The sequence below is a fragment of the Mycetocola sp. BIGb0189 genome (assembly GCF_024810155.1).
GTDB classification, from domain to species: Bacteria; Actinomycetota; Actinomycetes; order Actinomycetales; family Microbacteriaceae; genus Mycetocola; species Mycetocola lacteus.
This window is the reverse complement of the sequence record NZ_JANUED010000009.1, coordinates 16,923-42,820: the sequence shown is the minus strand read 5'-3', so window position 1 is coordinate 42,820 and position 25,898 is coordinate 16,923. Positions and strand designations below refer to the sequence as shown.

The window sequence follows — 25,898 nt, the reverse complement described above, 5'->3', positions numbered from 1 at the left end:
TGTGCTCTGTTCCCGTGAGTTTCCTGTACGCCCGTTATTTCTGCGTCATGATTCGACCGAGTCTTGCTCCCACAGATGTACCTTCTCGCGCCGCCCACCGGGTGTGCGAGACACATCACACGAGGGGACAACACCCGAAATGACTCTTGCGCTACCCGACGCACAGAACACAAGACGGAAGCGGACGCACGCCCGCGCTCGTGGGCGGAGGGCCCTGGCTCTCGGCCTGCTGGGCGTGATGCTCGCGGGCGCGGGCGCCGCCCTGATGCCCGTTCAGCAGGCCCAGGCAGCCACCCGCTCCGGGGACGACGGTCTTGTTTTGACCATCACCCCGGAACGGTTGAACCAGGGCGATCCCAACGGATTCGAACTGGCGATCGTGGACGGGAATCTGAGTAACACCGCATTCGAAAACTACAAGATCAGCGGGCTTCCGGCCGGCTGGTCGCTGCTCACACTCGCCGGCGATAAGCTCGAGCCGGTATCGCCCAGCCCGCTGATCTATGAGATCAACCGGGACACCACCGGACTGCGCGTGGTTCCCCCGACCGACTTCGCCGGAACCCTGCCGGATGTGCAGCTTGCGCGAATCTCACAGGCTCGCAACCTGATCACCGACTTCGATAACGGAACCTTTGACTACCTGGGGCAGGCAAAGCCGCGACTGGATGCGACCTCAACACCGTATGCCTTCCACGATCCGCACACCCTGACCGGTCAGCCCAGCGTGGTGCAGTACTCGCCCGTAGACGGCGAGTACTCGATCTGGCCCACCGGCATGATGAACGGCCCCGATGTTGAGCGGACGTCGTACTGGAACCAGACCAAGGCCTACAACAATTACTGGGCCGACCTGCGCAGCACCACCAACGCCATGGTGACCCCCACCACCCAGGAGATCACCCGCAACTGGAACGCCTCCTGGCTGATGCCCAACACCCGGGCCGTCACCAACGAGGAATCCGCACGCTCGGGCAAGTTCCTGATCGTCAACGGCTCCGAATCGCTGGGAAACCCGCACGATGTGCTGACCACCACGGTGACCGGTTTGACCCCGAACACCGAATACACGATGAGCGGTTTTGTGGCGAACCTCAGCGATGATCCGCGTCCGGGCAATACTGTGGCACCGGTTCAGATCGGGTTTGTGGTGAATGACACATTTATCGGAACCTCGCGAGACATGCCGCGACAGAGTGGACCCACCACCGCCGATGCCAAGTGGACCCGGTTGACCTCAACCGTGAACACCGGAAACTCCACCTCGCTCACCATCGGGGTGCGCAACTTCAAGGCCGGCGGACACGGAAACGACTTCGGGATTGATGAGCTCTCGCTGTACCCGATGGCGACCGTACGCACCGACCTGCAGGTGATTCCCCGGACCGAGCCGACCCCGACTCCGACGCCGACGCCCACTCCGACTCCCACCCCGACTCCCACGCCGACCCCGACTCCGTCTGACCCGCCGAGCGTGCCGCCGACCACTCCGCCCACGACTCCGCCAACCGATCCGTCCACCGGCATCACCCCGCCGCCCGGACCGGATGCGCAGCCTCCGTCGTCCACCACGCACCTGAGTAACACCGGTTCGGACCTGATCCTGGGCATCGCGCTCGGGCTGGCCGGACTGCTGCTCGCCGTGGGTGGAGGCATCGTGTTCCTCGCCCGTCGCCGCTCCACCGCGCCGCTGGACTAACCAAGCGACCGGGTAAAAAACGGCCGCCCCATCCCCGAATTCGGGGGTGGGGCGGCCGTTTGATGTGGCCTAGATCTTGCGGAGCAGGACCGAGCTCACCGAGTGGTCACTGTCCTTTTTGAGGACCAGTTTGGCGCGTGCCCGGGTGGGGCGAATGTTCTGCTCCAGGTTGGGCCGGTTGACCTCGTCCCAGAAGTAGTGGGCGCGTGCCCGTGCCTGCTCCTCGGTGAGGTCCGCGTACACGTTGAAGTACGAGTTGGGGTTGGTGAATGCCCCGCGCTGCAGGGTCATGAAGCGCTCCTCGTACCAGCGGGCGATATCACTAGACCGGGCATCCACGTAGATGCTGAAGTCAAACAGATCACTCACGGCGAGGCCGCCGCCGCGCGGAGGCTGGAGAACGTTGAGGCCCTCGACAATCAGCACGTCGGGCTGTCGCACCACAACCGACGCGTCGGGGACGATGTCATAGCTCTGGTGTGAATAGAACGGCGCGCGCACCTCGGGCGCACCGCTCTTGACCTCGGCGATAAAGCGCAGCAGTGCGCGCCGGTCATAGGACTCGGGGAACCCCTTGCGCGACATGATGCCGCGACGCTCAAGCTCGGCGTTGGGGTACAGGAACCCGTCGGTGGTGATCAGCTCAACCCGCGGGGTGTCCTCCCACCGGGAGAGCAGCTCGCGCAGCAGACGCGCGACGGTGGACTTGCCCACGGCCACCGAACCGGCGATGCCGATCACAAACGGGGTGGAGGGTCCGTCGGTTCCCAGGAAACTCGTGGCTTCGGCGTGCAAGCGCTTGGCATTGGCCACGTAGAGGCTGAGCAGACGGCTCAGCGGCAGGTACACCTCGGCCACCTCGTCGATGTCCAGGCGGTCGCCCAGCCCGCGCAATTGGACGATCTCGGCGCTGGTCAGCGGGATCGGCATGGAGGGTGCCAGACGCGCCCACTCATCCCGGGAAATCTCGACAAACGGGGTGCGGGTGGTGTCAGCGGATGAATCGACGCGGAGCTCGGACATAGAAAGTCATTCTATTCCCGGTATTGTTCTCTATATGTGTGGAATCGTTGGATATGTAGGTAGCGGCGCGAGCGTAGACGTGCTGATGTCCGGTCTCAGCCGACTCGAATATCGCGGATATGACTCCGCGGGAGTCGCGGTGATCGACGCCGAGGGTGGTCTGTACACCCGTAAGCGCGCGGGGAAGCTCGCCGTGCTGGCCGGAGATCTGGAGGCCTCCCCGCTGCCCGAAAGCCATGTGGGAATTGGGCACACCCGCTGGGCCACCCACGGTGGACCCACCGATGTGAACGCGCACCCGCACCTGGGTGACGAGGGCAAGCTGGCCCTGATCCACAACGGCATTATCGAAAACTTTGCCGTTCTCAAGGCCGAGCTGGTTGAGGCCGGTTACACCTTCGAGAGCGAGACGGACACCGAGGTCGCCGCCGTGCTGCTGGGCCGCGAATACCGCGAGACCGGCGATCTGCTGGCCGCCTTCCGCGCCGTGGTCAACCGCTTCGAGGGTGCCTTCACCCTGCTCGCCGTGCACCGCGACCAGCCGGATCTGGTGGTCGGCGCTCGCCGGAACTCCCCGCTGGTGATCGGTCTGGGCGACGGGGAAAACTTCCTCGGCTCGGATGTGGCCGCCTTCATCGAGTACACCCGCAGCGCCCTGGCCATCGGCCAGGACCAGATCGTGGCGATCACCCCGGACGCCGTGGAGGTCACCGACTTCGATGGCAACGTCGTCGAGGTTGAGCCCTTCGAGGTTGAGTGGGACGCATCCGCATCGGATAAGGGTGGCTGGCCGAGCTTCATGGCCAAGGAGATCACCGAGCAGCCCGACGCCGTGGCCAACACCCTGCGTGGCCGCATCGCCGCCGACGAGACCGTGGTCATCCCCGAGCTGGACGGCCTGGATGAGCTGTTCACCGGCATCAACCGCATCGTGGTGGTTGCCGCCGGTACCGCCTCCTATGCGGGCCTGGTGGGCAAGTACGCGCTGGAGAAGTGGGCCCGCATCCCCGCCGAGGTGGAGCTCAGCCACGAGTTCCGCTACCGCGACCCGGTGATCGATGCCCACACCCTGGTGGTCTCGATCAGCCAGTCCGGTGAGACCATGGACACCCTGATGGCCGTCAAGTACGCCCGCGAAAACGGCGCCAAGACCCTCTCCATCTGCAACACCCAGGGCGCGACGATTCCGCGTGAGTCCGACGCCGTGGTGTACACCCATGCCGGACCCGAGGTTGCCGTGGCCTCGACCAAGGCATTTGTGGCGCAGATCACCGCGATCTACCTGCTGGCCCTGCACGTGGCCCGGGTGCGCGGCACCGTCTCCACCGAGGAGTTGGCCGGCTTCACTGCCGAGCTGCGTGCGATCCCCGAGAAGATCGTCACCGTGCTCGAGCAGACCGAGAGCATTACCCAGCTCGCGCACTGGATGAGCGACTCGCGCGCGATCCTGTTCCTGGGCCGTCACGTGGGCTTCCCGATCGCGCTCGAGGGTGCGCTCAAGCTCAAGGAGCTCGCCTACATTCACGCCGAGGGCTTCGCCGCCGGTGAACTCAAGCACGGTCCGATCGCACTGATCGAGCCGGGCCAGCCCGTGTTTGTGGTGGTTCCGAGCCCGCGCGGCTCCTCGACCCTGCACTCCAAGGTTGTGTCGAACATTCAGGAGATCCGCGCCCGCGGTGCCCGGGTGATCGCGATCGCCGAGGCCGGCGACGCCGCGGTGCTGCCCTTCGCCGACACCGTGATCCACATCCCGCTGGCCGCTCCGCTGTTTGAGCCGCTGCTGGCCGTGGTGCCGATGCAGATCTTCGCGATGGAACTGGCCAACGCCAAGGGCCTCGACGTGGACCAGCCGCGTAACCTGGCCAAGTCCGTCACGGTGGAATAAAGCATGATTGTGGGAATCGGGGTGGACCTCGTGGACCTGCCCCGATTTCTGCGCACGCTGGAACGCACCCCCGCGCTGCGCGAGCGCCTGTTTACCCCCGCCGAGCGGGAGCTCAACGGGCGCTCGCTCGCCGGGCGGTTCGCCGCCAAGGAGGCGCTAATCAAGGCGCTGGGTGGCAGCGAGGATGTGTTTTGGCAGGAAATTGAGGTGCTCGGCGACCCCTCGGGTGCGCCGATCCTCACCACCAGCGGGAGCACCGCTCGCCGGCTGGCGGAGCGGGGTATCGAGAGCGTCCACCTCTCGATCTCGCATGATGGGGATGCGGCCATCGCGTTTGTGGTGGCCGAGGGAGGGGGACCCCGATGAGTCCACGTCGCGAAATTCTGGTGGATGCCGCCCGCGTGGAGCACAACGTGGCGTCCATCGTCGCCCGGGTCGCCCCGGCCGCGGTGCTCGCGGTCGTCAAGGCCAACGCCTACGGGCACGGCGCGCTGCTGTGCGCGCGGGCCGCGATGCGCGGGGGTGCTCGGGGGATCGGGACCGCCGATCTCGGTGAGGCGCTGGCGCTGCGGTCAGCGGGTTTTGAGGGGCCGATCCTGTGCTGGCTGCACGGATCCGATACCGACTTTGCGGCGGCCTTCACCGCCGATATCGCGCTGGTGGCCTCGGGCCCCGCGCAGCTCGCGCGCATGCGTGCGGCAGCCGAGGCCATGGGACGTGCCGGCGAGGTACACCTCAAGGTGGACACCGGTCTGTCCCGTAACGGCACCGCGCCCGCCCAGTGGGAGGCGCTGTTCGCCGATGCCCACGCCGCCGAGCAGGCGGGTGTGCTGCGAATCACCGGACTGATGAGCCACCTGGCCAATACCTCCCCCGAGGAGGATCGCGCGCAGCTCGCACGCTTCGCCGAGGCCGAACGCCTGGCCAAGGCAGCGGGCCTCAACCCGCAGTGGCGACACCTGGCCGCCACCGCCGGTGCGCTCAAGCTTCCCGAAACCCGCGGCACCCTGGTGCGGATCGGCATCGGGATTCTCGGCCTCAGCCCGTTTGAGGACGATACCCCCGCCGACTGGAATCTGCACCCCGCGCTGCGCCTGGAAACCGAGGTCGCCGCGGTGCGCACGGTCCCCGAGGGCACCGGAGTGTCCTACGGATACCGCTATCGTGCCGACACCGAAACCACCCTGGCCCTGATCCCGCTGGGCTACGCCGACGGGATACCCCGGCACGCCTCGGGCCGCGCCGACGTGAGCATCAACGGCACCCGATATCCGCTGGTGGGTCAGATCGCGATGGACCAGTTTGTGGTCAACCTCGGCAGCGATACCGCGGCCGTGGGGGACCGGGTTGTGGTCATCGGGGATCCCGCCGCGGGCGAACCCGGGGCCGATGACTGGGCGCGCGCCGCCGACACCATCAACTATGAAATCGTGACCCGACTGGGTGGACGCATCACCCGAGCGCCGCAGCCGGCTCACCCGAGTGGAGACGAACCTCGATGACCGACCAGACAGTGCTGACCCCCGGCACCTTCCCGATGCCCACCCCCGCGGATATGCACGCGTTCGGGATCGCGCTGGGCCGGGAACTGGGTGCCGGTGACCTGATCGTGCTGACCGGTCCGCTGGGCGCGGGCAAAACCACGCTGACCCGCGGGATCGGCGAGGGCCTGGGGGTGCGCGGTCCGGTGACCAGCCCCACCTTTGTGCTCGCGCGTACCCACCCGAGCCTGGTCGGCGGCGTGCCGCTGGTCCATGTGGACGCCTACCGGCTGAGTAACGCCCTCGAGGTGGATGACCTGGATCTTGACCTCGATCACTCGGTGGTCATCATCGAGTGGGGACACGAGGTGGCCGGGGTGCTCGCCGACGAGTGGTGGGAGATCGTCATCGAACGGCCCACGGCCGGCGCGGCCGACGACATGGACGTCGAGTCCGAACCGCGCACGGTCCGTATCGAGCGGGCCGGCGTCTAACTCGGACGTCGAGTCCGAACCGCGCATGGTCCACATCGAACGGGCCGGGGTTTAGCGGGCGAGCATCGCGCGCGGTCGGCGGTATCCTGGACATATGTTTTTGGCCATTGATACCTCCACCGGAACCGGCGTCGCCCTCGTGGACGGCACCGGGAAAATCCGCGCGTCCCGCGTCCTGGAAGACACCCGGCGGCACGTCGAGGTGGTTGGCACCTTCATCCAGGAGGTGCTGAGCGAGACCGGCACCGCCCCGGCGCAGATCACCGCTGTAGCCGCGGGGATGGGCCCCGGGCCCTTCACCGGCCTGCGGATCGGGATCGCCGCCGCGCGCGCCTTCGGGCAGGGCGCAAACATCCCGGTGATCCCGCTGGTGAGCCACGACGCCCTGGCCCTGGAATGGTACGAGAACGGCGGGACCGGCGAACTCCTGGTCACCACCGATGCGCGTCGTCGCGAACTCTACTGGTCGCGCTACACCGGGCTGGACGCCGACGGCATTCCGGTGCGGGTGGCCGGACCCTCCCTGGATCGTCCCGATGACCTCGACGCCGCCGAAACCGCACGGCTGGCGGACGGCATCGTGGCCCCGCACCGGGTAGACGCGGTCGGGATCCCCGCCGGAGCCCTGGGCATCCTGGCCCTTCGGGTGCAGACCACCGGGCGCGAACACGCGGCCGATGAGGCGCTGTACCTGCGCCCGCCGGACATTGCCGCGCAGGGTCCGCGCAAGCGGGTGAGCTAGTGGGCGAGAACCCGCAGACACCCGAAGCCGCCATCCCGCAGCCCGGTGTCCCGCAGCCCGGCGGTACACTGCCGACCGGCCCCCAGATCGACCCGGTGTGGAGCCTGCGCACGGCCACCGCCGAGGACCTGGATGCGATCATGGCGATCGAGACCGCCGAGTTTGTCAGCGATGCCTGGTCCAGCCAGGCCATGGCCGCCGACCTCGCCTCCCCACACACGCACTACCTGGTGGCCTCCTTCGCCGGGGGACCGCGAGAGATCATCGGCTACGCGGGCCTGTTCGCCCCGGCCGGTGGGCTGGACGCCGACATCCAGACCATCGCCGTATCTGCCCGGGCCCGCCGGCTGGGGATTGGCCGCGGCCTGATGACCGCGCTGATCGAGATCGCCCGCGCCCAGCGCATCCGCGAGATCTTCCTCGAGGTGCGCGAGGACAAGCCCGCGCCGCGCACGCTCTATCGCGACCTCGGATTCGAGGAGATTGCCGAGCGTCCGGGGTACTATCAGCCGGATAACGTCACCGCAATCGTGATGCGTCTGAGCATCCCTCAGCCCGAAACCGGCATCGGCCGGAACGCCTAGTTTTACCCCGTCAAAAAGGAACACCATGAACCGCGAAAACCCGCTTGTCCTCGGGATCGAAAGCTCCTGCGATGAGACCGGCATCGGCATCGTGCGCGGCACCACCCTGCTGAGCAACACGATCGCCTCCTCGATGGATGAGCACGCGCGCTACGGCGGCGTGGTCCCCGAGGTCGCCGCCCGGGCACACCTGGAGGCGATGGGGCCCTCGATCGAGGCGGCGATGACCGAGGCGGGTGTGACCTTCGAGGAGCTCGACGCGATCGCCGTGACCAGCGGGCCCGGTCTCTCCGGCGCGCTGATGGTGGGGGTGGGCGCGGCCAAGGCGCTCGCGCTGTCCACCGGCAAGCCGTTCTATGCCGTGAACCACCTGGTGGGTCACGTGGGTGCGGACATCCTGGACACCCGCGGGGAACCCTTTGACTATCCCACCATCGCACTGCTGGTCTCCGGTGGGCACACCTCGCTGCTGCTCGTGCGCGACCTGGTCGGAGACGTGGAACTGCTCGGCGAGACGATCGACGATGCCGCCGGTGAGGCCTTCGATAAGGTTGCCCGGATCCTCGGCCTGCCCTACCCCGGAGGCCCGCAGATCGACCGCGCGGCCGAGGGTGGCAACCCCGCCGCGATTCGTTTCCCGCGCGGGCTGAGCCTGCCCAAGGACATGGCCGCACACCGCTATGACTTCTCCTTCTCGGGGCTCAAGACCGCGGTTGCTCGCTGGGTCGAGCGCGCCGAGGACGCCGGGGAAGAGGTACCGATCGCCGATGTGGCCGCAAGCTTCCGCGAGGCCGTCGTGGACGTGCTGGTGACCAAGGCCATCAATGCCTGCAAGGATCTCGGCGTGCCTCGCCTGCTGCTCGGTGGCGGTGTGGTGGCCAACGCGCGTCTGCGCGAGGTCGCCGCCGAGCGGGCCGCGGCCGCCGGTGTGGCCCTGCGGATCCCGCCGTTCTCGCTGTGCACCGACAACGGGGCGATGATCGCCGCGCTCGCCGCCCAGCTGATCATGGCCGGCAAGGAACCGTCGAGCCTCGGTGTCGCCGCCGATTCAACCCTGCCGGTGACCGAGATCCAGGTGGCCGAGCTCACCACGGGTAGCTAGCGAGCGGATCCTTCTCCGGGGAGCGTGCCCTCCAGCACGGTGGCCTCGCGAGCCGGATCATGGCTCGCGTGCGGACGCAGCCCGGCGGCGGCAAACGCCTCGCGCAGGGTGCCGAGCTGCGCGGCCGAGATCTCGATCAGCAGGCTCCCTCCCGGACGCAGCCACCGGGCGGCATCGGCGAGGATGCGCCGGTGGATGACCAGGCCATCGCTTCCCCCGTCCAGGGCCGCTGTGGGCTCAAAGTCGCGCGCCTCGGCGGGCATCCCGGCGATGCTTCCGGTGGGCACATAGGGGGCGTTGGCCACGATCACATCGAAGCTGCCCAGCAGGCTCGGGGGAAGCGCCGAATAGAGGTCGCCGAGATACAGCGGGACATCCGCGCCGAGGTTCTGGCGGGCCCACTCGAGGGCGAGGGCATCGCTGTCGGTGGCGATCAGGCGGGCATCGGGGACGTGTTCACGCACGGCCAGTGCGATGGCACCCGAGCCCGTGCAGAGATCGAGGATCTGCGCCCCCGGGGTCTCAAAGGAGCGGGCGATGGCACGCAGCGCCAGGTACTCGGTGCGTCGACGGGGAACAAAAACCCCCGAACCCAGCCGCACCCGCAGCCCAAGAAAGGCCGCCCAACCGAGTACCTGCTCAAGAGGTTCCCCGGCTATTCGTCGTCGGATCAGGGCCTCGGTCTGCGCCGGTCCACGGATCTCCCACACCTCGGCGAGCAGGGCCGCCTCTTCGGCGGCAAACACACAACCAGCCGCACGGAGCCGGTCGGTGACCGGTTCCCAGGGGAATTGCGTCGTGGAGCGCATGGCGACATGGTACGTCCGAGCGCCGTGAGAAGCCAGGGTTTTGTCGGAGATCGGCCCCGAATGGGTGGGGATATTCGCGGTCGCTCGACGACATCCACCCCGATTCGTGGCCGGATTCGGATAGTCTACCCAGGACGTGGGTGCCCGCCCGCGTGTGTGGATCGCGACAGCACTCGTCTCGGAGGACCCCATGACCACCCCAGGATTCCCGAACCCCGGCACACCCTCGGGTGGGGCCCAGCCGGCACCCGGGTGGAGTGACGCGGCCGCCGGAATTTCCGGAGCACCCGTCCCTCCCGGCCAGACACCGCCGCTGCCCGGCCAGGCTCCGCCGCCCGGCCAGATTCCGCTGCCCGGCCAGGCTCCGCTGCCCGGCCAGGCTCCGCTGCCCGGCCAGGCTCCGCCGCTGCCTGCTCAGACTCCGCCGCCGGGCTGGAGCGATGCCGCCGCAGGCTATGCCGGGTTTGGGGTCGCCGCCGCTCCGTCCACCGGGCGCGCCACCGCCACGTTTGTGTGGGGCCTGATCGGTTTGGTGGGAGGCATCGTATTCGGGTGGGGATTCCCCGCCGCGATCATCGCGCTGGTCCTCGCCCCGGGCGCCCTGCGCGGAGATCCCGCCGGCCACGCGCGTGCGCGCCACGGCCGCACGCTGGCGGTGGCCGGGCTGATCGCCACGGTCCTGTGGGCGGGATACAGCGTGCTGCGTATCGTGGAGTTGATTCTCGCCTAGCCACGCGGGGTGAAACCGTCCGGGGGAGTTACTGCTTTCGGGGGTTAGGCGCGTTCGGCCAGTAGTGCCGCGTGCTGCCCGTCGATACGGGTCAGGAACAGCGTGGCCGCATTTTTCCCCGAGAGGGACATCTTTTTGCGGAATGTTGCCGGGTCGATATCCACCCCGCGCTTCTTGACCTCCAGCGTGCCGATTCCGCGCGCCTTGAGCTCCCGCTTGAGCTTTTTCTCATCCAGGGTGAAGCGCTCCAGGATGCGGAAGCGCGCGGCAAACGGGGTCTCGACCGCGGTGTCTCCGGTCAGGTACGCGATGCCCGGGCTGAGCATGCCCGCATCCAGTTCCCGGGCCAGATCGCCGATCAGGCGGGCGCGGATGACCGAGCCGTCGGGCTCATACAGGTACTCGCCCGGCTCGCGCACCTCAACATCCGCGCTGTCCGCGGCGGCGGTCATCTCGTGGCTGCCGGCATCGTTCAGTACCAGGGCGGCGCGGGTGATGCCCGGACGGGCCAGTCGCGGGGACCACAGACCGAGCTCCACAACCTGCCCGTCCACGGTGATCCACTGGGCCTCCCAGCCCTCGGGAATGTCTTCACGGTCAAACCCGGGGCCGAGTTTGATGCCCACCGCCCGCGTCTCGGCCAGGCCGAAGGCAAAGTCGAGGCTCGGGGAGTAATCGGCTGCCCGGGTGAGCCGGGTGGTGTTGCTGTGACCGGAGGTGCGCCGGGCGGGGTCGAGATAGATCGCGTCATATGCGGTGAGATCGACGTCCTCGGCGGCGGCGTTGAGGACGTCGGCGTTCTCGAACGGGGCCAGGTTGTAGCTGGCGAGGGTTGCGGTGACCTCGTCGCGGTCCACGGCGGTGACCCGCAGGCCGATGGCGGCGGCGGCCAGCGCATCCCCGCCGATCCCGCAACCCAGGTCGACCAGGTGGGTGGGAGCGAGCGCGCGGAAGCGTCCGGCGTGCAGTGCGGCGACGCGTAACCGGGTGGCCTGTTCGAGGCCCGCCTGGGTGAAGAGCATGCGCTCGGCAAACTCACCGAACTTTCCCACCGCCTTGCGGCGCAGTCGGTCCTGGGTCAGCGCCGCCGCCACCAGTGCCGGGGAATGGCCCTGGGCGCGCAGACGACTCACCCGCGCCACCGGGTCGGTACCCGCGGGTTCCTGCGCCAGATCATCGAGGAGACGCAGCCCCTCGGGGGTCAGCAGTTCGAGTAGCTCGTTTCTGTCCACCGCCCAAACCTACCAATATCGTGAGTCGCGTGTGGTGGGCATGCCGCCGAATGTGTCGCCGCGTTGGCACTCGCGTTGCAAGAGTGCCAACGGATCCCTAGACTGTGATTAGCACTCTCGACGTGAGGGTGCTAACCACGCTTAGTCTAGAAAGAGGTCAACCGTGTCGGTCTCCATCAAGCCGCTCGAGGATCGCATCGTCATCAAGCAGGTCGAGGCGGAGCGTACCACTGCTTCGGGCCTGGTCATCCCCGAGTCCGCAACCGAAAAGCCCCAGGAGGGCGAGGTTGTTGCGGTCGGTCCGGGTCGCATCGACGACAACGGCAACCGCATCCCGCTCGACGTCGCCGTCGGCGACAAGGTCATCTACTCCAAGTACGGCGGAACCGAGGTGAAGTACGGCGGGGAAGACCTGCTCGTGCTCTCGGCTCGCGACGTTCTCGCCGTGGTGGTTCGCTAACCACGCAGGAGACAACACAGCGCCCATCCGGTTTTCCGGATGGGCGCTGTGTTGTGCGAGGGGTTAGTAGGTGCTGTAGTCGGACGGGATGTTCGCGAACAGGAACGCATAGAACGCGATCATCAAGATTCCGCCGATGATGTACAGGGCGGTGAAGATATAGCTCAGCACGAGACCGGCGGTTGCCAGACCCGCGCCGCCCTCACCGGAGGTCTTGAGCTGCTTCTTGGAGATGTGTCCCAGCACGATACCGGCCGGGGCGAAGACAAACGCGAAGACCAGCGAGAGGATTGCCAGCAGGTTCGTGCGCGGCGGGGTCGCCGGGTAAGCGGGCTGGGCGTATCCCTGCTGGGTGCCATAGGCCTCGGGAGCGGGGTAGCCCTGCGGGGTCGGGTACCCAGCCTGTTCGGGCTGAGCAGGGTAAGCGGGCTGGCCGTAGGGCTGCTCGGGCTGTGCCGGGTAGGCGGGCTGGCCGTAGGGCTGCTCGGGCTGTGCCGGGTAGGCGGGCTGACCCTGGGGCTGCTCGGGCTGCCCCGGGAAGTTATTGTTGTTGTCGCTCATGGTGGGTTCCCCTCGGTGGTTATGTCCCCTAATTCTGGCATACCTGCATATTTCGGGGCCAGTGCGGGACTTTTGGGTAAACAAAACGCCCGCTCGGTGAAGCGGGCGTCTCGTGTGCGGCGGCTAGTAGCCGTAGCTGCTGCTCGCACCGGCGAGAGCCGTAATCACCCCGACAATATTGATCAGGATCCACAGTGCAAAGAAGATGTAGCCGATAATCAAGCCGGCCTTGGCCAGACCTTCACCGCCCTCGCCCGAGGTTTTTAGCTGCTTGAGGGCGATGTGGCCCAGGACGATGCCGACCGGCGCCACCAGGATGCCGAAGATGAGCGCGAGGATGGCCATGACGCTGGTCTTCTGCGGTGCGGCGGCGTAGCCGGGCTGAGCATACCCCGGCTGCGGGGCGGCGTACCCCTGCTGCGGAGCCGCGGCGTACCCCTGAAGTCCCGGGGCGGGCTGCTGGGCGGGATATGCGGCGGGCTGTTCGGCACCCGGCTGAGGGGTGAAGTTGGTGTCGCTCATGTTCGGATCTCCTTGATAAAACCGTTTTCCTCCACGCTTTCACACCCGTGTGGGACGGGGCTCGGGGAAGTCGGAGCGAGTACCGAGTGCTGTCGCATGATCCACGCGGCTTTAGACGTACATCTCGCTGAAGATCGCTCCGAGCAGGAACCTCATCAGGACAAAGAACAGCACCACGCCGATAATTGCCAGGAGTGTGCTGACGTAGCCCACGATCAGACCCGCCCGCGCCATTCCTCTGCCGCCCTCTCCTGAGGTTTTGATCTTTGAAAGTGCGATATGCCCGAGCACGATGCCAACCGGGGGAAGTAGGATCCCGAAGATGAGCGCCAGGATCGCCATCGTCGCGATGCGTGGAGGTGCCGTCGGGAAGGCCTCCGGTCCTCCTGTCGAATACGGTGCCGTCGAATACGGCACTGTCGAATAGGGCACCGTCGAATAGGGGGGATACCCCGACCTCTCGGACGGAACTTCGGGTGTGATGTCAGTCATGTCTGCTCCTGGAATGCCGGTGAGTCCACGCTTTCACGCCCGCGATGCTCGTGGGCCGGGGCGGCGGAACCGGTGTCGAGGGCTGTCGCATGCCGAGACACGGAATGGCCGCCGCACAATTCGGGTTATCCTCGGGTGTTCCCACAAAGAAAGCACACCCTTGACTTCCCCTACCCCGTCCGAGTCACGCCGCGGCCTCGCCTATGCGCTCCTGTCCTACCTGATCTGGGGCATCCTGCCGCTGTACTTCGTCCTGCTCAGCTCCGTTAACCCGTTCGAGATTGTCGCCTGGCGAATCGTGTTCACCGCGATTCTCTGCGCCCTGCTGATCACCGTCACCCGCACCTGGCCCGAGGTGCGTGAGGTCCTGCGTCGCCCGCGCATGGTTGGGGTGATCGCCGCCGCCGGGATGGTCATCTACATCAACTGGCAAACCTATGTGATCGCGACCACGAGTGGCTATGTGGTCGAGGCCGCGCTGGGATACTTCGTGAACCCGGTGGTCACCATCCTGCTCGGCGTGCTCATCTATCGTGAGAAGCTGCGCCCCACCCAGTGGTTTGCGCTGGGCATGACCGTGGTGGCGTTTGTGATCATCTCGATCGGCCTGGGTCGGGTTCCCTGGATCGCGCTGATCCTCGCGGTGACCTTCGGCATCTATGGCGTCCTGAAGAAGGGCATCGGGGCCCGGGTCAGCGCGCTGACCGGCCTGTTTGTCGAGACGATCCTGCTGCTCCCGGTGGCCGCGGTCATCATCGGCATCGTCTGGGCACACACCGGCAGCCTGGATCTGCTGCACTCCTCGCCGCTGCTTACCGTGCTGATGATCGCGACCGGCATCACCACCGCAGCCCCGCTGCTGCTGTTCGCCTCGGGCGCTCGCCGCATCTCGCTGACCGCCCTGGGATTCGCCCAGTATCTCGGCCCGACCCTGATGTTCCTGATCGGATGGCTGGTGCTGGGAGAGCAGTTGCCGCCCGAGCGGTGGATCGGATTTGGGATCGTGTGGCTCTCACTCGTTATCCTGTCGGTAGACCTGGTTCGTCACGGCCGGGCGAACCGGCTCGCGGATGCCGCCCTGGCTCAGGCGCAGACCGGCGCGATCCCGATCGTCGCCCCCACACAGAAGCCTGAGAACCAGGGGAAATAAATCACCCGCAATATCGCTTAACATGGACTATCGGGTCCCTACCGGGATTCGAGTGGACATCCGCGACCCCCACCCGGGCCCAGAGACAGCAAAAGAGGAAATATGGAACAGCCGGATCCGTTCGGATTCTTGGGATTGACCTATGACGACGTGATGCTCCTTCCCGGGCACACCGACGTGATCCCCAGTGAGGCACGCACGACCACCCGGCTCACCAAGCGCATCACCATGAACTCGCCGCTGCTGTCCTCCGCAATGGACACCGTGACCGAGTCCCGCATGGCGATCGCAATGGCCCGCCACGGTGGTATCGGCATCCTGCACCGCAACCTCTCCATCGAGGAGCAGGCCGCGCACGTGGACAAGGTGAAGCGCTCCGAGTCGGGCATGATCACCAACCCCGTCACCACCCGTCCCGAGGCCACCGTGGCCGATGTGGACGCGATCTGCGGCGAGTTCCGCGTATCGGGTCTGCCGGTTGTGGAGTCCGATGGCACCCTCGTGGGCATCATCTCCAACCGCGACATGCGCTTTGTGGACAACGACAAGATGGCCACCACCAAGGTGTCCGAGGTCATGACCCCGCAGCCGCTGATCACCGCCCCGGTTGGCATCTCCAAGGAAGACGCGCTGGCGATCTTCGCCCAGCACAAGGTTGAGAAGCTGCCCCTGGTGGATGAGGCCGGCAAGCTGCGCGGTCTGATGACCATCAAGGACTTCGACAAGACCGAGCGCTACCCCGACGCGACCAAGGACGACGAGGGTCGTCTGCGCGTGGGTGCGGCCATCGGTTTCTTCGGTGACGCCTGGAAGCGCGCCTCCGCCCTGCGCGACGCGGGTGTGGACGTGCTCGTGGTCGACACCGCCAACGGCGACAGCGCCGGCGTGCTGGACATCATCCGTAAGCTCAAGGCCGACCCGAGCTTCGCCCACATCGACATCATCGGCGGCAACGTCGCGACCCGTTCGGGTGCGCAGGCGCTGATCGACGCCGGTGCCGACGCGATCAAGGTGGGCGTGGGCCCGGGCTCGATCTGCACCACCCGCGTGGTGGCCGGCGTGGGTGTGCCCCAGGTCACCGCCGTCTACGAGGCCTCCCTGGCCGCTCGCGAGGCCGGCGTTCCGGTCATCGCCGACGGTGGCCTGCAGTACTCCGGTGACATCGCCAAGGCCCTGGTTGCCGGTGCCGACAGCGTGATGCTCGGTTCGCTGCTCGCGGGCTGCACCGAGAGCCCCGGAGACCTGGTGCTGGTCAACGGCAAGCAGTTCAAGAAGTACCGCGGCATGGGTTCGCTGGGTGCGCTGCAGACCCGCGGCAAGAAGACCTCGTACTCGAAGGACCGCTACTTCCAGTCCGACGTACCCACCGATGACCAGCTCATCGCCGAGGGTATCGAGGGTCAGGTTCCCTTCCGTGGACCGCTCTCGGCCGTGGCCTACCAGCTGATCGGTGGCCTGCGTCAGTCGATGTTCTACGTGGGAGCGCGCACCATCGCGGATCTCAAGCAGAACGGTAAGTTCGTCCGGATCACCGCGGCCGGCCTCAAGGAGAGCCACCCGCACGACATCCAGATGGTGGCCGAGGCCCCCAACTACCGCGGCTAATCTCGCATCCCAAAACGGGCCGGTGATCCTGATCACCGGCCCGTTTTGTGTGCACACACGATACAACCGGCCGGAGTGTGACGGAGTTCGATAAGGATTTCCCCCGCAGACCCATGACAGCCAGTATGCTGCCAGCGTGGAGGGAAAATTTGACGGGGTCTGGCGGGAATCGCCGTGGTTTCTTACCACGCCTCCGGAACCGCGCAGCGACGCTCCGGCACGCGCCCGGGTGTCGCGTCTGATTGATGAGGCCGTGGCCGAGGTCCCCCTGGTGCTGGTGCTTGCACCACCCGGATACGGGAAAACCGGGGCGCTGGCGGCCTGGGCGCTCACCCGGCCCGAGACCACCGCCTGGCTCACGCTGACCCGCAGCCATACGGATCCGCGCGGCCTGGTGGGCGGCATCCTCTCGGCGCTGACCCACGGCGACCGGAGCCCCGGAGCCGCGACCGCACGGGCGGGCGTGAGTGCGCTGCTGGGCCGCGATGCCGATCCGCTGCGTGCGGCCGACCTCCTCCTGACCTTCCTCGCCGAGCGGGACCGAGACACCCTCACGTCGACCCTGGTCATTGATGATGCGCACCTGATTGCGGATCCGGCGAGCGTGGAAATCCTTGAGCACCTGACCCGGCACGGTACCGAAGCCGGCCTGACCCTGGTCCTGGCGGGCCAGGGCGGCCTTGAGCGTCTGCTGAGTCGGGCTCGGGCCTATGGGCGCTCGCGTACCCTCGGCGCCGAGGACCTGTCGATGCGTGCGCCCGAGATCGCCCAGAGCGCTCAACACGCGGGCCACGGTATCACCGACGCCGAGGCCGCCGGAATTCAGGCTCGGACCCAGGGGTGGCCGATCGCGGTCCACCTGGAGCTGATCGGTCGACACACCGCCGGGGAACGGGTGAGCCTGGCATCTACCGAACCGGTCCTGACCGACTATGTGACCGGCCTGATCCTGGGATCGGTCCGGCCGGAGCTGGCCGAGTTTATCCTGCGGGTGACCACGTGTGACCGGGTGAGTGCGCGGCTGGCCGAGGAACTCTCCGGACGCACCGACAGCGCCACGCTGCTGGCCGAGTGTGAGCGGGCGGGCCTGTTCCTCACCCGCTTCGTGGATGGCGAAAACAGCGTCTACCGGTGGCACGATGTGTTCGCCCGGCACTGCCGGATCGCGCTGCGCCGAGATCATCCGGCGCTCGCGGTGACCCTCGACTCGATTGCCGCCCGGGAACTCGCCACCGACTATCCGATCGAGGCGAGCGGGCACGCCCTGCGTGCCGGACAGCCCGAAACCGCGGTGGAGATTCTGCGGTCCAGCTGGCTCCGGCTGGTCCTGGAATCCGGGGCCGAGACCCTGCGCGAACGCTGTGTGACCCTGCCCGATGGCTGGCCGGATGATCCCGAAATTCTGCTGATGCGTGCGTGCGCCCTCGACGCCCTGGGGGATCCTCCCGGTGCCGCAAGCCTCGCCGCCCGTGCCCAGGCGCGGCACCTCCGCGACCGAGCCACCGGAGAGGAAACCCGGGTTCTCGCCGCACTGATCCTCGCCTCCGAATGGGGTGAACTCGCCGCGGCCGCCGACCGGATGCGCGAGCTGATCGAATCCGGAATTCGCCTGCACACGCCCTACGCCTATCTGCTGTTTGTCCTGGGCCTGGCCGAAACCAGGCTGCGTCGCAATCCCGCCGAAACCATGCGGCTGCTGCGGGCCGCGGCGGGGGAGGCCAGGGCGTCGGGATTGACCGAGCTCACCCGATGGGCGCTGATTAACCTGCGCTTCGCGTGCGTCTATGGCGGACAATTCCGAGCCGCCGATGCGCTGGCCGAGGAGATTGCGGCACATGTCCGCAACCATCACGGGGCGGATGAACCGCGCCCGGCCGATGCGCCGGGTGGAAATCACAGCACCCGTGCCCTTGAGTGGGATGAACCGGGTCACCCCCACGTGGACGGCGGCATCGATCGTTTCGCCACCGGCTTTACCCACTTCTGGCGGGGGGATCGTGCGGGAACCCGGAGGGCCTTTGAGGCGGTGATCATCCGGGATACCTCGGCCACGTCCTTCGCCGGCGTCGCCCGGGTGCTGCTGGCGGTGCTGGCCGCAGAAACTCCGGATCCGGCGGCGTGGACCCGGGCCCGGCGCACCCTGACCGCGGTGGCCCCGCGGGAATACTACGGGGTGCCCTGGCCGCTCTACCGTGACCTGGGTGAGGCCGTGCTGGCCTTCGCCGCCGGGGACCGGACCGCCGCGCTTGAGCGGTTGGCCAGCCTGGACGGTCGCGAGGATGTGCCGATGTGTCAGGCGCTCGCCGCCGAGGTGTATCGCCGAGCCGGGGAACCCGAGCGCGCGCTCGGGGCGCTGGCCCTGATCGGTCCGGGTAACCGGGTGTCCTATCTGCGGGTGAGCGCCCTGGTGACCTCGGCATTGATTCTCGCCGCCCGCGACGATCACGCGGGCGCCCACGACCGGCTGGAACGGGCACTGGATGCGGCCGTCCCGCAGGGCATTCGCCGCCCGTTTCTCGCCGAGGATCCCGACCTGCTGGGGCTCCTTGAGGCGCACGGCCGCTGGGGGAGCGCGCATGAGGGGTTCCTGGCGAGCCTGGATACACATCCGCGGGGAATTACCGCACCCGGCACCACCCTCTCGGCGCGTGAGCGGGAGATTCTGGGGTATCTGCGGACCACGCTGACGGCCGAGGAGATCGCCCGCGAACTGCACGTCTCGGTGAACACCGTGCGCACCCATCAGCGGGCGATCTATCGCAAGCTCGGGGTGACCACCAGGCGGGACGCGGTGCGGCTGCGCGACCTCACCAACCGTGGATGATTCCCGCGGCCGAGGCTAGCCGCCGACACCGTTCGTGGGCGAGGGTAAAGGGGATCCGGTCGGCCTAGGAGAAACTGGCGATGCCCTTGCCCAGCAGCACGAATGCGAACACCAGCAGCAGCGTGGCCATGATCGCCGCGTTGTTTTGGGTGAGCCAGATCCGCAGCTGTTCCAGGGTTCCGGCCAACCGGTTTGCGGCAAACAGGTATCCGACCACGGGGACCAGGATGGTCAGCGATCCGATCACCGTGAGGACCACCACCGCGGTGACCACCTCGCCCGTGCTCAGTGCGCCGGCGGTGCCGATCGCGAGCCCGGCCGAGAGTACGAGCACCAGGTTTTTGGGATTCACCGCCAGGATCGCGCCCAGGAGCACCGCACGCAGCACGCCGAGGCCGTTGATCGAATCCATCCAGCGGGGCAGGGGCGCGCTCTCTCCGGGGGCCGGACGCGACTTCCAGCGCCGGATCGCCAGCAGGAGTAGCGCGAGCGCCAGCACAATCTTGATCACGCCGATGACCGGGCGCGGGCCCTCCTGGTCGGCCTGTGGCAGCACCGAGGACAGCGCGGTGGCCGCGGTCAGGATGATCGCCAGTCCCAGCACCCAGCCCAGCAGGAATGCCGGGGCGGTGGCCCGGGCTCGCGGGGAGAGCAGCATCAGGATGGCCGCGATCATCGGGACCGGGCTGAGCGCCACACCGATCATGAGGGGGAGTCCATCGCCCAGGGCATCGCCCATGTTGTGGTGTCCTTTCGGCCGTGACGCGATCTCTGACCGGATCGCGATTCGGGACCAACCTAGGCGGGCGAGCACCGCGCGTCCATCCCCCACCACCTTTTTCATCCACCATGCATGAGACCCACATCAGCGTTCGAGACCCACATCAGTGTTTGAGACCCAGAGAAAGAAGACCATGACCGCGACCCGCGTAACCGTCGATAATTTTGTTCGTGCCGAATCCAACCGCATGTTTGCCGCGCTGCTGGCGGGAACGCCGGGGGTGGGGCACTGGGTGCACCACCGTGCCCCGTCCGCGCTGGATGATCAGCGGGTCATTCGCCAGAACCGCGACACCCTCTACAGCTCGATCATCCTGGATGTGAGCGAGGGGGCCACCCTGACCCTGCCCGATGCCGGTGGGCGCTACCTCTCGGCGGCGCTGATCAGCCAGGACCAGTACACGCCCCGGGTGTTCCACGAGGCGGGAACCCACGAGATTACCCGCGCCGAGGTGGGCAGTGACTATGCGCTGGTAGCCGTTCGGGTGCTGGTGGATCCCGATGACCCCGCGGATGTGGCCGAGGCTAACCGGGTGCAGGACGGATTCGCGGCGAGTGCCGGGGCCGCGCGGGCGTTTGAGCTGCCCGACTATGAGCCCGAATCCCTGACCCGGACCCGCGATGCGCTGCTGGAACTGGGGCGCGGATTCGCCGGGTTCGACCGAGCCTTCGGCCCGAGTGATGAGGTGGACCCGATTCGTCACCTGATCGGTGCCGCCACCGGTTGGGGTGGCCTGCCCGAGAGCGAGGCGTACTACATCAACGTGGACGATTCCCTGCCGCTGGATGCGTATGAGCTGACCCTGCGCGATGTCCCGGTGGACGCGTTCTGGTCGGTCTCGCTGTACAACGCCGAGGGCTACTTTGAAGCCATCGAGGGAACCCTGACCAGCGTCAACAGCGTGACCGGGGAGGCAAACCCCGATGGTTCGGTTACCGTACGCTTTGCCCCGGCCGCCACGGGTGCCCCCAATGAGCTGGGCATCATGCCCGGCTGGAACTACCTGGTGCGCTTCTATCAGCCGCACCCCGAAATCGTGGACGGCACCTGGGTGCTGCCCGCCCCGACCCGGACGGAGGCCGCAGCATGAGCACCGAACCTCGTCCCAGCGCCTACCTGTTTCACTATCCGCTGGTGGAGAACCTGCGTCAGGTCACCCGCTATCTGACCACCGGCATCGGGTCCAATCCCGCCGCTGCGGCCAACACGTTCTCCCACGCCCGCACCCTTGCCGGGCCGCAGGATACGTTTGTCACGATCAACAACGACACCGTCTATTCGATGGCGCAGCTGGACCTCTCGGTCGGGCCAATCCGCCTGGATACCCCCGAACTCGGTGAGCGCTATTTTGTGCTGCAGTTCGTGGACGCCTGGACCAACAACATCGCCTATGTGGGAACCCGGGCCACCGGAAACGCGGCCGGCTCCTTCCTGATTGTGCCCCCGGGATGGAGCGGGGAGAGCGAGCTGCCGGTGATTCGTGCCTCGACCGATATCGTCTCGATCGTGGGACGGTTTGCGTGTACGGGACCCGCGGATCTGCCCGCGGTGCACCGGCTGCAGGATGCCACGCTGCTGACCCCACTGGACCCGAACCAGGTCGGCCGGGGCATCCCCGAGGTGGCTCCGGTCGCGGGCCAGGCCGAAGCGGCGTTAGGGGATTCGGCCGGAGTCGAAGCCGAGGCCGAACTGTTCTGGCGTCAGGCCGCGGCCTGGGCCGCACGCTTCCCGGTCCCCGAAGCCGATGCGGCGCTCGCCGCCGAGTATCCGATCCCCGCGCCGGATCTGTATACCGAGACCTTCACCCAGGGGGTCTCAGATCTGGAGCTCGCCACCACCACGGGAGACGCTCCGTTCTACAACGGCTGGGGTGTGGGTATGCACCTGTTCGACTACAACGTGCACGTGCTGGGCCTGGGCACCGTCGCGGATCCGCGCTGGCTGACCACCGATCCTGACCGCCGCGTCCTCGACCGGGCGATCAGCTGCCGGCTGGGCCTGTGGGGTAATCACGCCTATGAGGCGGTGTATGCGCAGGCATTCACCGACATCACCGGGGCACCGCTCGTGGGTGAATCCACGTATCGGATCCACTTCCCGGATCGCCCGCCGGTCGGCGCATTCTGGTCGATCACCCTGTATGACATCCCCCGCTACTACCTGGTGGACAACCCGATCGATCGCTATTCGATCGGCGATCGCACGGCGGGGCTGCACTATGGGCCGGACGGGTCCCTGGATGTGATCCTGTCCCACACCGAACCCACCGATCCCGACGCGCGTGCCAACTGGCTGCCCGCCCCGGCGGAACGGTTCCGGCTGGTGATGCGCTTCTATATTCCGGGCAGCGAGATCCTCGATGAAACCTATGCCTATCCCGAAATAAGGGCGCTCTAAACCCAAATGGCGGGCCGGTGACCCAGGTCACCGGCCCGCCATTCTGTGTCTAGTCGACCTGCGGCAGCCACACGTCCGGGCCGAAGATTTCGTAGTGGACCCGGCTGGCGGGCAGCCCGAGGGCAAGTGCCTGTTCGCGGATGCGCTGCATGAAGGGCTGCGGACCGCAGACAAACAGCTCGGCATCGGCGGGGATGTTGTGGCGACTCAGATCGATGGCTTCGCCGCTGCCCTCGCCGAGCCAGGTGTGCACGCTGGCACCGGGCAGGCGGGCGATATCGGTCATCATCTGATCGCGCAGGGCCCAGACCTCGGGGGACTGGTCGGCATGCAGGACCTGGACCCGGCGGCCCGAACCCGCCAGGGCGAGGGTGCGCAGCATCGAGGCACTCGGGGTCGAGCCGATGCCGGCGGAGACCAGAACCAGCGGGTGATCTCCCGCGGGGAGGACCACGTCACCATACGGGTTGGAGAGTTCCACGACGCTGCCCACGGGCATCCGGTCCTGCAGGATCGGGGAGACGGCACCGTCATCGCGGCGACGGCTGGTGATGCGGCGCTCGGCCCCACCGGGACTGGTGAGGGTGAACTGGCGGGCCTGATGGGTGCCCGAGTCCAGGCGGACCTTAACGCTGACGTACTGGCCGGGGCGTGCCGGGGTGATCGGGGTGTCATCGGCCGGGGTGAAGGTGATGTTGACGGCGTTGCCCACCTCGACACGCTCGGAGATCTGCCACGGCATCCATACCCGATCATTGGCCTGGCTGGCGTAGAGGTCGCGTTCAAGCTTGATCAGCGCATGCGCCATCAGCCAGTACACCTCGCTCCAGGCGGCGGCGATCTCCGGAGTAATGGCCTCCCCGAGATCGGCGGCGATCGCGGCAAACAGGTGTGTGTATACGATGTCGTACTGGTCGGCGGTGACGCCGAGGGAGGCGTGGCGGTGGGCGATACGTGAGAGCAGTGCCTCGGGGTAGGTGCCCGGGTTTTTCAGCAGATGAGTGGCGAAGACGGCGATGCTTCCGGCCAGTGCCCGCGGCTGCTCGCCGGTGCCCTGGTTGGCGGTGTTAAACATGCCGTCCAGCAGCTCGGGGTGCGCGGCAAACATCCGCTTATAGAACTCGGGGGTGATGAATTCGATCCGCTCGGCGATGAGCGGCAGGGTCGCTTCGATCAGGGGACGGGAGGTGGAGGAGAGCATGGTTCCCTTTCGGTTGAAATGTGCGTTCATCGGCGCATTCACAATGCGTATATGAGCAGCTTGCAGCCTCCATGGACCGTCCTCGGGAGTTTTGACGCATCCTGAGCGCTCGATTGGCGCACCAAGATGGGGTATCGGGTCGGTTTTACAGCGCGGCCGCAACCGGGGTGCATACGGGAATCGTGGGAAACATGATGTGGATCTGCCGGGGCGTGGGAAGATCCACGATCAGGTGCCGATCCAGCGATCGATAAAACGCCTCCCGCGCCTCGGCCAGGATGCTGCGCAGCGCGCAATCGGCAATCAGCGGGCACTGGTTTCCCTCGACGCTGACACACTCCGCCAGATCCGAGCGCGGATCCAGGCGACGCAGCACCGCCCCCACGCTCGCTTCCCGCCCCGCCGCGGTCAGCTGAGCGCCGCCATATCGTCCGCGGGCCACCTCGACCAGCCCAAAATCCGAGAGCCGGGAGATCGCCTTGCTCAGGTGCGTGACCGGTACCTCGATCACCTCGGCCACCTCGCGAGCCGTGCGAATCTCGCCGGGCGGGAGGGCGGCCAGCATGACCATCGCCCGCAGGGAGGCGTCGGCAAACATGCTGAGTTTCATGCCGTCAGCATAGGCAGCGCCCCGGGGCAATGGGCGGGGCTGTCGGAAACCGTATGTCGGGGCGTCCTATCGTCTCCGCGCCGATTGCGGAGGGTACTGCCGGAGGATTACACGCGCACCTGGCCGTCGAGTTCGCGCGTGATCCGGGTGATCTCGCGCAGCACTCCGGCTCGGCGCGGGGAACACGCGGGCAGCAGGTGGAGGCACATGCGCCAGATTTCGAGGTCGTCGATCCCGTGCGGACCGCGGGCGAACTCCAGCAGCGGTTCCACCGCGGCACCGGTCAGCAGCGACTCCCGCAGCCGCTCGCGGACCTGCTCGCGGATGGTCAGAATGCCCGGTGCCCGGGAGGAGGGCAGGACGTCGCCGGTAAAGGCGGCCAGAGCCCTGCGGTGCGCCCCGCGGTCCAGGAGACAGAGCACCCGGCGTACATCGGTGTCCAGCTCGGGATCCAGGCGATAGGGGCGGGTGCCCAGCGTCGAGATGCCCACCTCGGCGAGGACTCGGCGCAGCCGGACGATCTCGGCGCGCAGGGTCACCAGTGGAGCCTTGCGCTCGTACAGCAGATCGGCAAGCCGTTCGGCGGTGAGCCCCTGGGGATGCCAGGCCAGCAGGGTGAGGATCTCGGCGTGCCGTGCGCTCAGTCGTGCCTCGCCCGTGGGGCCTCGCAGGACACCCAGATCGCGGCCCAGCACGTCGAGGCTGGGCGTGCCGCACGGGGCGGCATCGGGGGCTAAGACCGGGACCGACCGATGTGGCGAGGCAGCCTTCTCTCGCAGCCGGCGCACCAAGAGCTCCTGCTGGAGCGCGTAGGCGGTGGCGATGAGGAGGCGCTCGCCGTGGGTGCGAATATCCCCGGTCCGATCGGTCAGATCCAACACCCCGAGAACGGTGCCGGTCTCGGGATCGCGCAGCGGCACGGCCAGGCAGCTCCACGACTTGGCGGCGCTGGCGAAATGCTCCCCGTGGTGGACCCGGACCGGCCGCTCGAGCGCGAGTGCGGTGCCCGGGGCGCTGGTGCCTACCGCCGCCTCGGACCAGTCGGTTCCCGGCATGAAGGACATCGACTCGGCCGCATCGCGCAGGTCGTGATCGCCCTCCACCCAGAGCAGCGTCCCGTCGGCATCGCCGAGGGCCACCAGTGCGTCACCATCACGTGCATTTTCACCCAGGAGGAGCGCCCGGGCGATGGGGATGAGCTCGGTCAGCGGGCTGTGGGTGCGCCGATTGTGCAGCTCGTCCGGGGTCAGCTGGGTGCGTCCGGGGCGTCCAGCCGGGTCCACTCGGTGTGCGGCCGATCGGCTCCATGACTGGCGAACCAGCTCGCTCTGCCCGGGGGTGGGGGAAACCGTAGACCACATAATTGTGTCCCTTCGCCGTGCTGTGGACGACCCCAATGGTCGCGACCCTGGGCCCGCCGGAAGGGTGGTCACACCCCGAATAGCGGGCAGCGCTCACCGCCAGTCTAGGGGAGCGCCGACGGCAAAAACAGCTTTTCATGACATCGGTTATAG

At 67.3% G+C, this 25,898-nt stretch carries 25 protein-coding genes; 15 read left to right on the top strand and 10 right to left on the bottom strand.

Annotated elements, in window-relative coordinates; translation table 11 throughout:
• Positions 1-139 precede the first annotated feature (139 nt).
• Positions 140-1,699 (top strand): hypothetical protein, encoded by a 1,560-nt coding sequence (locus M2390_RS13920; RefSeq protein WP_259179618.1) that lies wholly within the window; start codon positions 140-142, stop codon positions 1,697-1,699.
• Positions 1,700-1,768: 69 nt separating this feature from the next.
• On the opposite strand, the gene coaA is transcribed toward M2390_RS13920, so the two are convergent.
• On the bottom strand, positions 1,769-2,722 hold the full coding sequence (gene coaA, locus M2390_RS13915; protein WP_121687494.1) for a type I pantothenate kinase: 954 nt from the start codon (positions 2,720-2,722) through the stop codon (positions 1,769-1,771).
• Positions 2,723-2,756: 34 nt separating this feature from the next.
• Here coaA and glmS point away from each other — a divergent pair, with 34 nt between their 5' ends.
• From glmS to tsaD, 7 genes are all read left to right on the top strand, one after another.
• Positions 2,757-4,607 carry a glutamine--fructose-6-phosphate transaminase (isomerizing) gene (glmS, locus tag M2390_RS13910; protein ID WP_259179615.1) on the top strand — a complete coding sequence of 617 codons (1,851 nt, stop codon included), beginning with the start codon at positions 2,757-2,759 and terminating at the stop codon, positions 4,605-4,607.
• Positions 4,608-4,610: 3 nt separating this feature from the next.
• Positions 4,611-4,973, top strand: a complete 363-nt coding sequence (locus tag M2390_RS13905) for a holo-ACP synthase (RefSeq protein ID WP_121687492.1) — start codon at positions 4,611-4,613, stop codon at positions 4,971-4,973.
• The gene (gene alr / locus M2390_RS13900; RefSeq protein WP_259179613.1) at positions 4,970-6,109 is read left to right on the top strand and encodes an alanine racemase; all 1,140 of its coding nucleotides are present in this window, start codon (positions 4,970-4,972) and stop codon (positions 6,107-6,109) included. Before M2390_RS13905 ends, alr begins: the two co-directional genes overlap by 4 nt.
• The gene (gene tsaE, locus M2390_RS13895; protein ID WP_396823141.1) at positions 6,106-6,582 is read left to right on the top strand and encodes a tRNA (adenosine(37)-N6)-threonylcarbamoyltransferase complex ATPase subunit type 1 TsaE; all 477 of its coding nucleotides are present in this window, start codon (positions 6,106-6,108) and stop codon (positions 6,580-6,582) included. The genes alr and tsaE overlap by 4 nt, the downstream gene beginning before the upstream one ends.
• A gap of 94 nt (positions 6,583-6,676) precedes the next feature.
• The gene (gene tsaB, locus M2390_RS13890; protein WP_259179611.1) at positions 6,677-7,324 is read left to right on the top strand and encodes a tRNA (adenosine(37)-N6)-threonylcarbamoyltransferase complex dimerization subunit type 1 TsaB; all 648 of its coding nucleotides are present in this window, start codon (positions 6,677-6,679) and stop codon (positions 7,322-7,324) included.
• Entirely contained in the window at positions 7,324-7,908 is a 585-nt protein-coding gene (gene rimI, locus M2390_RS13885) for a ribosomal protein S18-alanine N-acetyltransferase (RefSeq protein WP_310503995.1), read from the top strand. Before tsaB ends, rimI begins: the two co-directional genes overlap by 1 nt.
• Before the next feature lie 25 nt (positions 7,909-7,933).
• Positions 7,934-9,010: a tRNA (adenosine(37)-N6)-threonylcarbamoyltransferase complex transferase subunit TsaD gene (gene tsaD / locus M2390_RS13880; protein WP_121687489.1), complete on the top strand. Its 1,077-nt coding sequence runs from the start codon at positions 7,934-7,936 to the stop codon at positions 9,008-9,010.
• Here the strand turns inward: tsaD and M2390_RS13875 are convergent.
• Positions 9,007-9,819, bottom strand: a complete 813-nt coding sequence (locus M2390_RS13875; protein ID WP_259179607.1) for a putative protein N(5)-glutamine methyltransferase — start codon at positions 9,817-9,819, stop codon at positions 9,007-9,009. The two genes, tsaD and M2390_RS13875, sit on opposite strands and share 4 nt — an antisense overlap.
• A 190-nt stretch (positions 9,820-10,009) precedes the next feature.
• Between M2390_RS13875 and M2390_RS13870 the strand changes: the two genes are divergently transcribed.
• On the top strand, positions 10,010-10,549 hold the full coding sequence (locus M2390_RS13870) for a hypothetical protein (RefSeq protein ID WP_259179605.1): 540 nt from the start codon (positions 10,010-10,012) through the stop codon (positions 10,547-10,549).
• Between the two features lie 44 nt (positions 10,550-10,593).
• On the opposite strand, the gene M2390_RS13865 is transcribed toward M2390_RS13870, so the two are convergent.
• Positions 10,594-11,781 (bottom strand): class I SAM-dependent methyltransferase, encoded by a 1,188-nt coding sequence (locus M2390_RS13865; protein ID WP_259179602.1) that lies wholly within the window; start codon positions 11,779-11,781, stop codon positions 10,594-10,596.
• Positions 11,782-11,944: 163 nt separating this feature from the next.
• On the opposite strand from M2390_RS13865, the gene groES reads away from it, so the two are divergent.
• Positions 11,945-12,241, top strand: a complete 297-nt coding sequence (groES, locus tag M2390_RS13860; protein WP_030148038.1) for a co-chaperone GroES — start codon at positions 11,945-11,947, stop codon at positions 12,239-12,241.
• Positions 12,242-12,304: 63 nt separating this feature from the next.
• On the opposite strand, the gene M2390_RS13855 is transcribed toward groES, so the two are convergent.
• The 3 genes from M2390_RS13855 to M2390_RS13845 all read right to left on the bottom strand — a co-directional run bounded on the left by M2390_RS13855 (position 12,305) and on the right by M2390_RS13845 (position 13,816).
• A complete protein-coding gene (locus tag M2390_RS13855) occupies positions 12,305-12,802 on the bottom strand; it encodes a DUF4190 domain-containing protein (RefSeq protein WP_259179598.1) in 498 nt (165 codons plus the stop codon).
• 123 nt (positions 12,803-12,925) lie between these two features.
• Positions 12,926-13,324: a DUF4190 domain-containing protein gene (locus M2390_RS13850; RefSeq protein ID WP_259179597.1), complete on the bottom strand. Its 399-nt coding sequence runs from the start codon at positions 13,322-13,324 to the stop codon at positions 12,926-12,928.
• 111 nt (positions 13,325-13,435) lie between these two features.
• On the bottom strand, positions 13,436-13,816 hold the full coding sequence (locus M2390_RS13845) for a DUF4190 domain-containing protein (protein WP_259179595.1): 381 nt from the start codon (positions 13,814-13,816) through the stop codon (positions 13,436-13,438).
• Positions 13,817-13,976: 160 nt separating this feature from the next.
• Between M2390_RS13845 and rarD the strand changes: the two genes are divergently transcribed.
• The 3 genes from rarD to M2390_RS13830 all read left to right on the top strand — a co-directional run bounded on the left by rarD (position 13,977) and on the right by M2390_RS13830 (position 19,395).
• Positions 13,977-14,966: an EamA family transporter RarD gene (gene rarD / locus M2390_RS13840; protein WP_259179593.1), complete on the top strand. Its 990-nt coding sequence runs from the start codon at positions 13,977-13,979 to the stop codon at positions 14,964-14,966.
• Positions 14,967-15,068: 102 nt separating this feature from the next.
• Positions 15,069-16,571 (top strand): IMP dehydrogenase, encoded by a 1,503-nt coding sequence (guaB, locus tag M2390_RS13835; protein WP_030148043.1) that lies wholly within the window; start codon positions 15,069-15,071, stop codon positions 16,569-16,571.
• Between the two features lie 136 nt (positions 16,572-16,707).
• The gene (locus M2390_RS13830; RefSeq protein ID WP_259179592.1) at positions 16,708-19,395 is read left to right on the top strand and encodes a LuxR C-terminal-related transcriptional regulator; all 2,688 of its coding nucleotides are present in this window, start codon (positions 16,708-16,710) and stop codon (positions 19,393-19,395) included.
• Positions 19,396-19,459: 64 nt separating this feature from the next.
• Here M2390_RS13830 and M2390_RS13825 read toward each other — a convergent pair whose 3' ends face one another.
• Complete coding sequence (locus M2390_RS13825; RefSeq protein WP_259179591.1) at positions 19,460-20,134, bottom strand: GAP family protein; 675 nt, start codon at positions 20,132-20,134, stop codon at positions 19,460-19,462.
• A 175-nt stretch (positions 20,135-20,309) separates the two neighbouring features.
• Here M2390_RS13825 and M2390_RS13820 point away from each other — a divergent pair, with 175 nt between their 5' ends.
• Both M2390_RS13820 and M2390_RS13815 read left to right on the top strand, forming a co-directional pair.
• Positions 20,310-21,266 (top strand): DUF1254 domain-containing protein, encoded by a 957-nt coding sequence (locus tag M2390_RS13820; RefSeq protein WP_259179590.1) that lies wholly within the window; start codon positions 20,310-20,312, stop codon positions 21,264-21,266.
• Positions 21,263-22,573, top strand: a complete 1,311-nt coding sequence (locus M2390_RS13815; RefSeq protein ID WP_259179589.1) for a DUF1254 domain-containing protein — start codon at positions 21,263-21,265, stop codon at positions 22,571-22,573. The genes M2390_RS13820 and M2390_RS13815 overlap by 4 nt, the downstream gene beginning before the upstream one ends.
• A 49-nt stretch (positions 22,574-22,622) precedes the next feature.
• Here the strand turns inward: M2390_RS13815 and M2390_RS13810 are convergent, their stop codons facing one another.
• From M2390_RS13810 to M2390_RS13800, 3 genes are all read right to left on the bottom strand, one after another.
• Positions 22,623-23,774, bottom strand: coding sequence for a globin domain-containing protein (locus tag M2390_RS13810; RefSeq protein WP_259179803.1), 1,152 nt, complete (start codon positions 23,772-23,774; stop codon positions 22,623-22,625).
• Positions 23,775-23,919: 145 nt separating this feature from the next.
• Entirely contained in the window at positions 23,920-24,384 is a 465-nt protein-coding gene (locus tag M2390_RS13805) for an Rrf2 family transcriptional regulator (RefSeq protein WP_259179588.1), read from the bottom strand.
• A gap of 107 nt (positions 24,385-24,491) precedes the next feature.
• Positions 24,492-25,745 carry a GAF domain-containing protein gene (locus M2390_RS13800; protein ID WP_259179587.1) on the bottom strand — a complete coding sequence of 418 codons (1,254 nt, stop codon included), beginning with the start codon at positions 25,743-25,745 and terminating at the stop codon, positions 24,492-24,494.
• Between the last annotated feature and the right edge of the window lie 153 nt (positions 25,746-25,898).